Source organism: Micromonospora sp. WMMD964, from assembly GCF_029581455.1.
In the GTDB taxonomy this organism is placed as follows: domain Bacteria; phylum Actinomycetota; class Actinomycetes; order Mycobacteriales; family Micromonosporaceae; genus Micromonospora.
In genome coordinates this window covers 2,902,895-2,916,407 of the sequence record NZ_CP120860.1, presented here as the reverse complement: position 1 = coordinate 2,916,407, position 13,513 = coordinate 2,902,895, and the positions used below count along the sequence as shown (strand labels likewise).

11 protein-coding genes are annotated in these 13,513 nt (G+C 70.0%); 8 read left to right on the top strand and 3 right to left on the bottom strand.

Annotation, left to right across the window (positions count from 1 at the left end; genetic code table 11):
- Nucleotides 1-34 precede the first annotated feature (34 nt).
- Nucleotides 35-985 (bottom strand): sporulation protein, encoded by a 951-nt coding sequence (locus O7616_RS13565; protein ID WP_282261531.1) that lies wholly within the window; start codon nt 983-985, stop codon nt 35-37.
- Nucleotides 986-1,470: 485 nt separating this feature from the next.
- On the opposite strand from O7616_RS13565, the gene O7616_RS13560 reads away from it, so the two are divergent.
- Nucleotides 1,471-2,001 (top strand): hypothetical protein, encoded by a 531-nt coding sequence (locus tag O7616_RS13560; RefSeq protein ID WP_282307104.1) that lies wholly within the window; start codon nt 1,471-1,473, stop codon nt 1,999-2,001.
- 165 nt (nt 2,002-2,166) lie between these two features.
- Here O7616_RS13560 and O7616_RS13555 read toward each other — a convergent pair whose 3' ends face one another.
- Entirely contained in the window at nt 2,167-2,940 is a 774-nt protein-coding gene (locus O7616_RS13555) for a DeoR/GlpR family DNA-binding transcription regulator (RefSeq protein ID WP_282307103.1), read from the bottom strand.
- A gap of 1 nt (nt 2,941) precedes the next feature.
- Nucleotides 2,942-4,951, bottom strand: a complete 2,010-nt coding sequence (locus tag O7616_RS13550) for a beta-galactosidase (protein ID WP_282307102.1) — start codon at nt 4,949-4,951, stop codon at nt 2,942-2,944.
- Between the two features lie 284 nt (nt 4,952-5,235).
- Here O7616_RS13550 and O7616_RS13545 point away from each other — a divergent pair, with 284 nt between their 5' ends.
- From O7616_RS13545 to O7616_RS13515, 7 genes are all read left to right on the top strand, one after another.
- Nucleotides 5,236-6,564, top strand: a complete 1,329-nt coding sequence (locus O7616_RS13545) for an ABC transporter substrate-binding protein (protein ID WP_282307101.1) — start codon at nt 5,236-5,238, stop codon at nt 6,562-6,564.
- A 21-nt stretch (nt 6,565-6,585) separates the two neighbouring features.
- Nucleotides 6,586-7,542, top strand: a complete 957-nt coding sequence (locus tag O7616_RS13540; RefSeq protein ID WP_282307100.1) for a sugar ABC transporter permease — start codon at nt 6,586-6,588, stop codon at nt 7,540-7,542.
- Entirely contained in the window at nt 7,539-8,420 is an 882-nt protein-coding gene (locus tag O7616_RS13535) for a carbohydrate ABC transporter permease (RefSeq protein WP_282307099.1), read from the top strand. Before O7616_RS13540 ends, O7616_RS13535 begins: the two co-directional genes overlap by 4 nt.
- Nucleotides 8,417-10,552, top strand: coding sequence for an alpha-galactosidase (locus O7616_RS13530; protein ID WP_282307098.1), 2,136 nt, complete (start codon nt 8,417-8,419; stop codon nt 10,550-10,552). Before O7616_RS13535 ends, O7616_RS13530 begins: the two co-directional genes overlap by 4 nt.
- 94 nt (nt 10,553-10,646) lie before the next feature.
- Nucleotides 10,647-11,048, top strand: a complete 402-nt coding sequence (locus O7616_RS13525) for a YciI family protein (RefSeq protein WP_282261540.1) — start codon at nt 10,647-10,649, stop codon at nt 11,046-11,048.
- Between the two features lie 3 nt (nt 11,049-11,051).
- Complete coding sequence (locus tag O7616_RS13520) at nt 11,052-12,323, top strand: sigma-70 family RNA polymerase sigma factor (RefSeq protein ID WP_282307627.1); 1,272 nt, start codon at nt 11,052-11,054, stop codon at nt 12,321-12,323.
- Between the two features lie 831 nt (nt 12,324-13,154).
- A complete protein-coding gene (locus O7616_RS13515; RefSeq protein ID WP_282261542.1) occupies nt 13,155-13,475 on the top strand; it encodes a multidrug efflux SMR transporter in 321 nt (106 codons plus the stop codon).
- Nucleotides 13,476-13,513 lie beyond the last annotated feature (38 nt).

Genomic DNA, 13,513 nt, shown 5'->3' with positions numbered 1-13,513 from the left:
CTCCCGGAGGCCACTGTCGTCTCGTCTCTGGTGACTACTCGTCGCCGCCGAAGTCCCCGAAGTCACCCTCGAACGCGTCCTCGATCATTTCGCCGGCGATCATGCCGCCGGCGACGCCGAGGGCCGCGCCGGCCACCATGCCGCCCATGCCCATGCCGCCCCGGCCATGACCGTGGCCGTGGCTCGGGCCGTACTGCGAGCGGAGGCTGCCGTAGCGGGACGTGGTCTCGCGCAGCCAACCGTCGACGACCTGCGCCCAGTCGACGCGGTCGACGTCGGCGTGCGACACCTGGTAACGGCCGAACGCGTCGTGCCCGGCGCTGAGGAACCCGCCGCGCTTGTCGCACTCCAGGATGACCTCGACGCCGTACTGGCTGGTCACGAAGGTCAGCTCGACCTCGCGGATGGTGTTCGCGTACTGCGGGGAGGCGAAGAACTCGATCTCCTGGTAGAACGGCAGCGTCTGCTGCACCCCGCGGATGTGACCGCGCTCCAGGTCGGCGCTCTTGAACCGGAAACCGAGGCGCTGGAACGCCTCCAGGATCCGCTCGTGCACCGGCAGCGGGTGCACCGCCACGTGGTCCAGGTCGCCCTTGTCGACGGCGCGGGCGATGGCCAACTCGGTCCGCAGACCCATCGTCATGCCGTGCAGGCGCTGCCCGTACACGTCGGTGATCGGGGTCTCCCACGGGATCGGCAGCTGGAACGGGATCGACAGCTGCTGCTTCGGGGCGAGCTGGAGCGGGCCGCTGACCACCATCCGGTGGAACTCCATCGTGCCCGCGTACTCGGTGTCGTGTCCTTCGACCTCGACCCGGGTGACCAGGCCGATCACCACCTGCTCGATGGCTGCCTCGGCATCGCCACCGACGAGGTTGACCTGCCCGTCGAGGGTCAGGCCGGGCCGGGTGTTGGGGTTGGTCAGCACGGTGTCCACGCTGGGACCGCCCACGCCGAACGCGCTCAACATCTTCTTGAAGACCATCGGAACTCCTGTGCGACAGCCGACCGATCCAGGATGGAGTCGGACGTTCACTCACCGCGCACCCTATCCAGAACCCCTGTGAGATGGCTGTGAAGCGCGCGGGGCGGGCCTCGCGCGTCGGCGAGCGCGCGGGGCGGGCCTCGCGCGTCGGCGAGCGGGCGCGAGATCGGCCGCGCGCACCAGATCGGCGATGTGGCGGTGTCCGTCGCGCGGGATACCGCCACATCGGCGAAGTGGAGTGGATCAACGCCGAGCGAGGCTCAGGCCGAGGTCGCACCGCTCACCGAGGAGCACGACCTCCAGGTCGGGTCGACGCCGGTGCACGGCCTCCCTCAGTAACCACGCCGACTCGTCGCACTGGGCGCGCATTTGGCCGTGATCAACTCGGGATCCCGGAAATCGCGGCGTCCGAGCGACCAGGACACCCCGGTTTCCAGGAAGCCGAGTCGATCAGGAGCTTGGTGCGGCCGTCTACTGTCGTGGCGGTGAAGACGGGGAGACGGGCACGTGCAGCCGCGCTCGCTGCGGCGGTCGTGCTGCTGGGGGTGGTCGGCTGCGACGCGGCAGCGGTGGACGAGACGCGTGGATGCCAGGAGCAACGACAGGCCGATGAGGCGAAGGTCCTTGTCGGCCGCTGGGAGTGGCCGGAGGAGCTTCCGCTCATCGGCGACTATGCGGAGATCCACTGGCAGGGGCGCGCGTTGGGCGATCCGTGCTCACGGCTGTCCGGCCCCACGGACTGGGAGTACCAGGGCGTCATCGTCCTGCGTCCCGAGGACGCGCGCACGATGGCCGAACAGTTCGACTTCGTGCCGTTCGCATCCATCGACCCGGCTGAGCTGACCCACTCGCACACGCCTACGGACGTGCGACCGGACCTCGTGGCGTTCCTCCCGGCCAACCCCCAGTGGCTGCACAGTCAGACCTACAACGAGACACAGCCGTCGCCGCGTAGGCGGGTGGCGTTCCTCGATCTGGAGCACCACACGCTGCTGTTCATGCTGAACGACACCTGACCGACCCTCGCCGCGTCCTCACGCGTGGACGCCGCCGGCTGCGCGCCAGATCGCCGATGTGGCGGTGTCCGTCGCGTGGGACACCGCCACATCGGCGAGATGGAGTCGATCACCGGCGAGCGACTCAGGCCGGGTCGAGTCGGTCACGATCCGGGCCGCGGGCGTCTAGACCTCCACGACGACCAGCTCGCCGACCTGTTCGCCGATCGTGGTGCGGGCCTCGACCGGCAGCCCGGCGTCGGTGATCAGCACGTCGGCGGCCTCCAACGGGGCGATGGTGGCGATGCCGATGGTCTCCCACTTGGTGTGGTCGGCCAGCACCACGAACCGGCGGGCGGCGCCGATCAGGCACCGGTTGACGCCGGCCTCCAGCAGGTTCGGGGTGGTGAAGCCGGTACGCGGGCTGAGCCCGTGCACGCCGAGGAAGAGCAGGTCGACGTTGAGCGCGCTGATCGCCGCCTCGGCGACCGGCCCGGTCAACGCGTCCGACGGGGTGCGGATGCCACCGGTCAACACGACGGTCTGGTCGGCACGCGGGTTCTGGTAGAGCGCGTCGGCCACCGGGATCGAGTTGGTCACCACTGTCAGTCCGCGTACGTCGGAGAGCAGCGTGGCCAGCGCGGCGGTGGTGGTGCCGGCGGAGAGCGCGATGGCCATCCCCGGCTCGACCATCCGCGCGGCCCGCTCGGCGATGGCCCGTTTCTCCGCCTGCTGCCGGATCGACTTCGCCGCGAAGCCGGGCTCCTCGGCGGAACCCGGCCCGGCGAGTGTCGCGCCGCCGTGCACCTTGTCCACCAGGCCGCGCTCGGCCAACACCTCGAGGTCGCGCCGGATGGTCATGTCGGACACACCGAACCGGCTGACGAGCTGACTCACCCGCACACCACCGCGTTGGCGGATCAGGTCGAGGATGGCGGTCTGCCGTTGCTGGGCGAGCAACTCAGGGAACCTCCTTCACAGCGGAGGCCCGGTCCTCTCGGACGACCGCCACCTCACCGGCGGGCACCGTCAGCTCACCGGCGCACCGCGCCCCGGTGAACAACTCGACGCCGCTCGCCGGGAGGCGTACCTCCGTGTCGGTGTGGTTGAGAACGAACAGCCAGGTGCGGTCGCCGTCGCGTCGGCGTACCACCTCCACACCTGTCGGCACCGGCGCGGCCGGTCGGACGCCGGCCTCGTCGACGAGCCGGGCGACCAGCCGGTCGGTTGCCGCTTCGTCCAGCCGGGTGCCGACGTACCAGGCGACGCCGTCGCCGACCCGGTGCCGGGTCAGCGCCGGCACACCCGGCAAGGGCCCGTCGGTGTACGACGCCAGCACCTCGGCGCCGTCGGCGTGCAGCCATTCGGTCCACACGTCGGCGGTGCTCCCGTCGTCCAGCCGGACCTGCTCGCCCTCGCGCAGCGGGAAGAACTCCTCGGTGCGTACGCCGAGCAGCTCCCGGAACGCGCCGGGGTAGCCGCCCAGCCGGATGTGGTCGTTGGCGTCCACGATGCCGCTGAAGTAGGTGACGGCCGCGATCCCGCCGCCCTCGACGTAGCGGTGCAGCGCCTCGACGTCGGCGTCCCGGACGAGGTAGAGGGTCGGTACCAGGACCAGCCGATAGCCGCCGAGGTCGGCCGACGGGTGCACGATGTCAGCGGTCACGCCGGCCCGCCACAGTGCGCCGTACAGGGCGTTGAGTCGGTCGGCGTAGGTCACGTCGACGCTGGGGTGCGAATCCAACTCGACCCCCCACCACGCCTCCCAGTCGAACAGGATCGCCACGTCGGCGTCCACCCGACTGCCGCGTACCTCGGCGAGGGCCTTGAGGTCCGTGCCCAGCCGACAGACCTCGCGGAACACCTTGGTGTCCGGACCGGCGTGCGGCACCAGCGCGGAGTGGAACTTCTCGGCCCCGGCCCGGGAGGCACGCCACTGGAAGAACAGCACCCCGTCCGCGCCGCGGGCGACGTGGGCCAGGCTGTTGCGGCGCAGTTGGCCGGGGAGCTTCGCCACGTTGCGCGGTTGCCAGTTGACCGCGCTGGTGGAGTGCTCCATGAGCAACCACGGCTCACCGTCGGCGACGCCCCGCGTGTGGTCGGCGGCGAGCGCCAGCCCCAGGTGCCCCTGCGGATCGGCCGCGGTCAGGTAGTGGTCGTTGGACACGAAGTCCACATCGGAGGCCCAGGAGTGGTAGTCCATGTTCTTGGCCATGCCGACCATGAAGTTGGTCGTGATCGGCTGGCGGACCAGTGTCGTCAACAGCTCGCGTTCGGCGCGCAGCTGGGCGCGTTGTTCGTCGGAGGAGAAGCGCAGGAAGTCGAGCTGCTGTGTGGGGTTGGCGAAGGTCGGGGCGGTGCGCGGAGGGTTGATCTCGGCCCAGTCGCCGTAGCGCTGGCTCCAGAAGGCGGTGCCCCAGGCGTCGTTGAGCCGGTCCAGGTCGCCGTAGCGGTCCCGCAGCCAACCGCGGAACGCCTCGGCGCTGACGTCGCAGTAGCAGTGCACGTTGTGGCAGCCCAGCTCGTTGGAGACGTGCCACATCACCACGGCGGGGTGCTCGGCGTACCGGCCGGCGACCGCCCGTACCAACTCCAGCGAACGCTCCCGGAACACCGGGGAGCTGGGGCAGTACGCCTGTCGGCCACCCGGCCAGAGGATCGCTCCGTCGGCCCGTCGCGGCAGCGTCTCCGGGTGGGCGCGGGCCAGCCAGGGCGGCGGGCTGGCGGTGGCGGTGGCCAGATCGACCTGGATGCCGCCGTCGTGCAGCAGGTCCAGAACCCGATCCAACCAACCGAACTCGAACCGGCCGGGCGTTGGTTCCAGCAGCGCCCAGGAGAAGATGCCGACGGAGACCAGGTTGACCCCGGCCCGGCGCATCAACTCGACGTCTTCCGACCAGGTCTGCTCGGGCCACTGCTCGGGGTTGTAGTCGCCGCCGAAAGAGATGCCGTCGCCGTGCCATCGCCGCATGACAGCTGAGGGTGCACCGGGTGGAGCGCGCAAGTCAACAGGTTCCAACATCGACTTTGTTTTCAACGTTTACCAGGTAACAGCCTTGTCACGACTGGGTTATCGAAAGCGAACGCGCCTCTTGACAGTGGCCTGCGGACGGGTAGCTTGATGCCCCAATGGCCGTTCGTGTTCGCCAATGTGGATTCTCGGTGGAACCCGATGAGTGATCACGATGACGGATTCGCCTTCACCACCCCCTGATGGCCCTTGGACTAGCACCTCTTCATCCGCAGGAGGCACAGATGTCCCGTCCCCAATCCCAGGCCGAGTACCTGGCTCGGCTCGTACCGCCCTCGGTTGCCGGCATCAACCGACGTTCGCTGCTGGCCGGCGCGGCCGGCACGGGAGCGCTGCTCGGCACCGGTCTGCTCGCCGGCTGCGGCGACGACTCCGGCTCCGGCGGGTCGTCCAAGGAGGTGTCGCTCGGCTCGAACCAGTCCGACCCGAAGCCCAAGGACGTCCTGGTCAAGGTCACCGACGGGTTCAAGACCGCGTCCGGGGTCCAGGTTGGAATCAACACGGTCGACCACAACACGTTCCAGGAGAACATCAACAACTACCTGCAGGGCAAGCCGGACGACGTGTTCACCTGGTTCGCCGGCTACCGGATGCGCTTCTTCGCCCAGAAGGGCCTGGCCGGCGACATCAGCGACGTGTGGAGCAAGCTCTCCGGCTTCTCCGACGCGTTCAAGAAGGCGTCCACCGGTGACGACGGAAAGCAGTACTTCGTCCCGGCGACGTACTACCCGTGGGCGGTCTTCTACCGCAAGTCGGTCTGGCAGCAGTACGGCTACCAGGTGCCGAAGACCATCACCGACTTCACCGACCTCGGCGCGCAGATGAAGAAGGACGGGCTGATCCCGATCGCCTTCGCCGACAAGGACGGCTGGCCGGCGATGGGCACCTTCGACATCCTCAACCTGCGGATCAACGGCTACCAGTTCCACGTCGACCTGATGGCCGGCAAGGAGGCCTGGACCTCCGACAAGGTCAAGAAGGTCTTCGACACCTGGGCCGGCCTGCTCCCGCTGCACCAGCCGGACAGCCTCGGACGCACCTGGCAGGAAGCCGCCCAGTCGTTGCAGCAGAAGAAGAGCGGGATGTACCTGCTCGGTCTCTTCGTCGGCCAGCAGTTCAGCAACGACGAGCAGGACGACCTCGACTTCTTCACCTTCCCGGAGATCGACCCGTCGATCGGTGCCAAGGCGCTGGACGCCCCGATCGACGGCTACATGATGGCCCGCAAGCCGAAGAACGAGGACAACGCCCGCAAGCTGCTGGAGTACTTCGGCGGCAAGGAGTCCGCGGACATCACGCTGAAGAACGACCCGGCCGTCCTGGTGGCCAACAGCGGCGCGAACGTCGGCGGCTACACCGCGCTGCAGAAGAAGGCAGCCGAGCTGGTCGGGTCGGCCACCGAGATCGCCCAGTTCCTCGACCGGGACACCCGACCGGACTTCGCCTCCACGGTGATCATCCCGGCGATCCAGCAGTTCATCAAGGACCCGAAGGACATCGGCGGGCTCACCTCGTCCATCGAGAACCAGAAGAAATCGATCTTCACTGACTGACGGCGGAAGGGGGAGGACATCGTGTCCGACCTGCCCCTGATCCAAGCGGATCGCGCCGTGCCGCCGCCGGCGGCGACCACCCCCAGAGGTGGTCGCCGTCGGCGGCTACGGCTCCTGTCCCGCACCGACCGCGTGGTCATCACGCTGATGGTGCTCGTGCCGCTGCTGCTCGTCACCGGCTTCGTCTGGCTACCGGCGGCGGCCACCGTGCTGCTCTCCGGCACCGACTGGGACGGCATCGGCCCACTCAACGAGATCGAGTTCGTCGGCGCGCGCAACTACGACGACGTGGTGAACATCTACCCGCCGTTCGTGCCGGCGGTCCAGCACAACCTGCTCTGGTTGGCGGCGCTGTTCGTGGTCGCCACGCCCTTCGGTATGTTCCTGGCCGTCCTGCTCGACAAGGAGTTGCGTGGCAGCCGCTTCTACCAGACCGCGCTCTACCTGCCGGTGGTGCTCTCGCTGGCACTGATCGGCTTCGTCTGGCAACTGCTGTACTCCCGCGACCAGGGCCTGATCAACGCGGTGTTCAACAGCAACGTCGACTGGTACGGCGACTCGAACGTCAACATCTGGGCGGTCCTGGTCGCCTCCGGCTGGCGGCACGTCGGGTACATCATGCTGCTCTACCTGGCCGGGCTGAAGGGCGTCGACCCGTCGTTGCGGGAGGCCGCGGCGGTCGACGGCGCCTCCGAGGCCCGCACGTTCTTCCGGGTGGTCTTCCCGGTGCTCCGGCCGATCAACATCATCGTGCTGGTGGTGACCGTGATCGAGTCGCTGCGGGCGTTCGACCTGGTCTGGGTGGTCAACAAGGGGCGCAACGGATTGGAGCTGCTCTCCGCGCTGGTCACCCAGAACGTGGTGGGTGAGGCCAGCCGGATCGGGTTCGGCTCGGCACTGGCGACGATCATGCTGGTCGTCTCGCTGGTCTTCATCACCATCTACCTGGCGACCGTGATGAGGGAGAACCGGGAATGAGCGTCGACACTCCGGCCCGGCGCCGCAAGCTCACCCCGCCACGGCTACTGCTGCACGGTTTCCTCATCGCCGTCTCGCTGGCCTGGCTCTTCCCGATCGCCTGGGCGGTCCTGACCTCGCTGCGCTCGTACGACTACACCGCCGCCAACGGTTACGTGTCGTTCGGCGGCTGGACCTTCGACAACTACGTCACCGCCTGGCGGACGGCGGAGTTCGGCCAGCACTTCCTCAACTCGCTGTACATCACCCTCCCGGCGGTGCTGCTGACCCTCTTCCTCGCGTCCTGTGTGGCGTTCGTGATCGCCCGGTTCAGTTGGAAGCTCAACATCGTCCTGCTCGGGGTGTTCACGGCGGCCAACCTGCTGCCCCAACAGGCGTTGCTCATTCCGCTGTTCCGGTTGTTCACCCAGGTGCCGCTGCCGGAGTTCATGAGTGACTCGGAGCTGCTCTACGACAGCTACTGGGGCCTGATCCTGATCAACGTCGCGTTCCAATGCGGGTTCTGCGTCTTCGTGCTCAGCAACTACATGAAGGCGCTCCCCCGGGACCTGTACGAGGCGGCGATGGTCGACGGGGCGAGCATCTGGCGGCAGTACTGGCAGGTGACCATGCCGCTGTGCCGACCGGCGCTGGCCGCGCTGGCGACCCTTGAGGTGACCTGGATCTACAACGAGTTCTTCTGGGCCACCGTCCTGATGCGTACCGGCGACAAGTTCCCGGTGACCAGCTCGCTCAACAACCTGCGCGGCGAGTTCTTCACCGACAACAACCTGGTCTCGGCGGGCAGCGTCCTCGTCGCGATCCCCACGCTCGTGATCTTCTTCATGCTCCAGCGGCACTTCGTTCGGGGCCTGACCTTGGGAGCCTCAAAGGGATGACGATCCTGCACCTGCGCCGCGCGCGGACCAGCCTGGTGCTCGACGCGCGCGGCCCGGGGCTGCCCCGGGTCGTGCACTGGGGCGGCGACGTCGGCGACCTCGACGACGACGGCCTACGCCAGCTCACCGACGCGACAGTACCGCCGGTGGTGCCGAGCAGCTTCGACGAACCGCCCGTGCTGTCGCTGCTGCCGGAGGCGAGCGCCGGCTGGAGCGGTCGCCCAGGGCTGGCCGGGCACCGCGACGGACGGGACTGGTCCACCGCGTTCCGCCTCGACGACCTCGACGTCGACCAGGCCGCCGACGGCGCGGCGCGGGTGACGGTACGGGCGACGGACCCGGAGGCCGGGCTGGCGTTGACCATCGAGGTCACGCTCGACCCGTACGGTCTGCTGACCGTCCGGCACCGGTTGCGCAACGACGGCGACAGCGCGTACGAGCTGCGGGAGCTGACCCCGGTGTTACCGGTGCCGGCGGTCGCCACCGAACTGCTCGACCTGACCGGCCGGTGGTGCCGGGAACGGTCCCCGCAGCGGCACCCGTGGCAGCACGGCGCCTGGGTCCGCGAGGGACGGCACGGGCGCACCGGGCACGACGCCACGCTGCTGCTGGTGGCCGGCACCGCCGGGTTCGGCTTCGGCCACGGCGAGGTGTGGGCGGTGCACACGGCGTGGAGCGGCGACCACGTCACCGTCGCCGAGCGCCGGCCCACCGGCGAGTCGACGCTCGGGGGCGGCGAACTGCTGGCCCCCGGTGAGATCCGGCTCGGCCCCGGCGAGTCGTACGAGACCCCCCTGCTCTACGCGGTCTGGTCCGACAGCGGGTTGGACGGGCTCAGCGACGTACTCCACACGCACCTGCGGGCCCGACCCGGGCACCCGCGCTCCCCCCGGCCGGTGACCCTCAACGTCTGGGAGGCGGTCTACTTCGACCACGACCTGGACCGGCTGCGGGCCCTCGCCGACCGGGCCGCGCACATCGGCGTGGAACGGTTCGTGCTCGACGACGGGTGGTTCCGCGGTCGGCGCGACGACACCGCGGGCCTCGGCGACTGGTACGTCGACGAGGGTGTCTGGCCCGACGGGCTGCAACCGCTGATCGACCACGTGACCGGCCGGGGCCTTCAGTTCGGTCTCTGGGTGGAGCCGGAGATGGTCAACCCCGACTCGGACCTGTTCCGCGCGCACCCGGACTGGCTGTTGGCGGTGCCGGGGCGGCTGCCCCCGGCCTGGCGCAACCAGCAGGTGCTCGACCTGGGCCGCCCCGAGGCGTACACCCATGTGCTGGACCGTCTCGACGCCCTGCTCACCGAACACCCCGGCATCAGGTACCTGAAGTGGGACCAGAACCGGGACCTCACCGAGGCCGGGCACCACGGCCGGCCCGGCGTGCACGCGCAGACCCTGGCCGTCTACCGGCTCCTCGACGACCTGCGCAGCCGTCATCCCGACGTGGAGATCGAGAGCTGCTCGTCCGGCGGGGCCCGGGTGGACCTGGCCATCCTGGCCCGCACCGACCGGGTCTGGGCCAGCGACTGCAACGACGCCCTGGAACGGCTCAGCATCCAGCGCTGGACCGGGCTGCTGCTCCCGCCGGAACTCGTCGGCACGCACATCGGCCCGCAGCGCTCACACACCACCAACCGCGTACACGACCTCGGGTTCCGGGCGGCCACCGCGCTCTTCGGCCACCACGGCATCGAGTGGGACATCGCCTCGATCAGCACCGCCGAGCAGATCGAACTGGCCGCCTGGGTGGCGCTGCACAAGCGGCTGCGTCCGCTGCTGCACGCCGGCCGGGTGGTCCGGGTCGACCACCCGGACCCGGCCGTCTGGGCGCACGGCGTGGTCGACGGCGACAAGACCCATGGGGTGTACGCGATCTCGCGGCTGGCCACCTCCGCCACGCAGTCTCCGGGCTCGGTCCGACTGCCGGGTCTGGACCCGGAGCGCCGTTACCGGGTACGGCCGGTGTCGGACGTGCCGTTGCCCGCGTCCATCGACCGGTCGGCGCCGACCTGGTTGGCGGACGGTGTCGTCCTGACCGGTGCCGCGTTGGCCCGGGTGGGTTTGCAGATGCCCGCCCTGCACCCGGAGCAGAGCCTGGTCCTGGAGGTTGTCGCGGCCGGTTAGAAATTCTTTGGCCGAGGTGTCGAGAACGGTGGCGTCTGCTTCTACCTCAGGGTGAGAGCACCGAGGATGGTGCGCAGGCGTGAGGAGCGAGACGATGAAGTACATGCTGCTGATGCAGTTCAGCGCCGCCGGGACCGACTTCCCGAGCATCGACACCTGGACCCCGGCGGAGGTTCAGGCGCACATCGCGTTCATGGGCGAGGTCAACGAGAAGCTCACCGCCGCCGGGGAGTGGGTCGACGGGCAGGGCCTCGGCGGTCCGCAGCAGGCTCGGATCGTCCGCGCCGGTGAGGGTGGTGCGCCGGTCGTCACCGAGGGGCCGTTCGCCGAGACGAAGGAGTTCCTCGCCGGGTTCTGGATCGTCGACTGCGACACCCCACAGCGGGCGGTGGAACTGGCCGCGCACATCTCGACCGCTCCCGGCCCGGGTGGCCGTCCGCTGAACATGCCGATCGAGGTGCACCCGGTGATGTCCGCGCCACCGCAGGAGCTGTGAGCGCTGAGCACCGATCCCCGCGTCGAGGACCTGCTGCGCGAACTCGCGCCGCAGGTCCTCGGCGTGCTCGCCCGCCGCTTCGGTGACTTCGCCACCGCCGAGGACGCGGTGCAGGAGGCACTGTTGGCCGCCGCGACCCAGTGGCCGACCGAGGGGCTGCCGGACAACCCGCGCGGCTGGCTGATCCAGGTCGGCTACCGCCGGATGATCGAGCTGGTCCGCGGCGAGCAGGCCCGACGCCGACGGGAGGACCTGGTCGCCCGGCGGGATCCGGACGACCAGCGGCACGCACCGGCCGCGGACGAGGAGTTGACCGCCGAGCGGGACGACACGTTGGTCCTGTTGATGCTCTGCTGCCATCCGGCACTCGCTCCGACGTCCGCGGTGGCGCTGACGCTACGCGCCGTCGGCGGTCTCAGCACCGCCGAGATCGCCCGCGCCTTCCTGGTGCCCGAGGCGACGATGGCACAGCGGATCAGCCGGGCCAAGCAGCGCATCCGTGCATCCGGGCTGCCGTTCCGGATGCCCGAGCCGGCCGAGCGGGCCGACCGCCTGGCGGCCGTACGGCAGGTGTTGTACCTGGTCTTCACCGAGGGGCACACCAGCACCACCGGCCCGGACCTGCGGCGGATCGACCTCGCGGCCGAGGCGATCCGGCTCACCCGCGCGCTGCACACACTGCTGCCCGACGACAGCGAGTCGGCCGGGTTGCTGGCGTTGATGCTCCTCACGGAGGCGCGCGGCCCGGCGCGGACCGGGCCGTCCGGCGAACTGATCTCCCTGTCCGAGCAGGACCGCAGCCGCTGGGACGCGGCGGCGATCGCCGAGGGCGTCGCGCTGGTCACCCGGGCTCTGCCCCGCGGGCCGGTCGGCCCGTACCAGGTACAGGCCGCCATCGCCGCGCTGCACGACGAGGCACCGAGCACCGACACGACCGACTGGCCGCAGATCCTGGCGCTCTACGAGGTGCTGGAACGGCTCACCGGCAGCCCGGTGGTGGCACTCAACCGGGCCGTGGCGACCGCAATGGTGCACGGGCCGGCCGCCGGCCTCGCCGCCGTCGACAAGCTGGCCGACGACCCCCGGCTCACCGGGCACCACCGACTGACCGCCGCCCGGGCGCACCTGCACGAGATGGCCGGCGACCGGGAGCAGGCCGTCGTGGCCTACCGCATCGCCGCCGCACGCACGAACAGCCTTCCCGAGCAGCGCTACCTGACCATGCGAGCGGCCCGGCTCGCCGCCGAGACAACACCAGCGCAACCCGAGGACTGATTCAACCGGCGGGCGGCGGGCGGCGGGCGGCGGGCGGCGGGCGGCGGGCGGCGGGCGGCGGGCGGCGGGCGGCGGGCGAGACACCACCCGGACTGCCTGTGGAGCTGATGTCGTAAACGATTCACCCAGCGGACGAGCATCTCGCTCAAGAAGCGAGCCCGACCGCGCGCCGGGTACGCCGACCGGCATGCGGCGACCTCGTGAACAGGCCGACGGGCAAACGGGCCGACCGACAGACGGGCCGACCGACAGACCAGCCCACCGACAGACCAGCCCACCGACAGATGGCCACAAGCGAGGGCCCAACCCGCAGACCACATGACGCGCAGATCACCCGATCCGCAGACCGCCCGATCCGCGGACGGCCGGAGCCACGGACGGCCGGAGGGGACGGCCGGAGGGGACGGCCGGAGGGGACGGCCGGAGGGGACGGCCGGAGGGGACGGCCGGAGGGGACGAGGGCCAGAATCACGGTCGCCGGGAAATGCACAGTTGAATCGTTTACGACATCAGCTCCACAGGAGTCGAGTGACATGTGCCCTGGGCCGTCCGCGCCCAGGCCGTCCGCGCCCCAGGCCGTCCGCGCTCCACGCCGTCTGCCGCCTGACCGTCACCCGCGCCGTCGACCCGGTGGCGGTGGAACGGGCGGCCCGGACGACGCACCTGCGGCGGCGCGGGTGGCGATCCGGTTGAGGGCACCGGGGCCAGCACCCGGCCCGGGGGCGTGGTGGGGCCACGGCCGACGGCAGCCTCGGATGCCGAACGCCGCCAGAAGTCGGCGATAGCCTGACCATCGACATCCGCCGTCGAGCATTCAGGTCTGGGGAGCGCATGGCGTACGTGCTGTTGGGAATCGCCATCCTCGCCGAGGTGCTGGCGACCAGCCTGCTCAAGAGCACTGCGGGGTTCAGCCGGCTCTGGCCGACGGTGGGCTGCCTGACCGGTTACGTACTGGCGTTCCTGCTGCTGGCCCAGGCGGTCAAGGAGATCCCGGTCGGCGTCGCGTACGCCCTCTGGTCGGGTTTGGGCACCGCCACGATCGTGGCGATCGGGGCGGTGTTCCTGGACGAGCCGGTCGGGCCGGCCAAGCTCGTCGGCATCGCGTTGATCATCGCCGGGGTGGTGATCGTGAACCTGACCGGCGAGCACTGATCAGACGGAAGGTCCCCCGCATCCCATCAGGAAGCGGG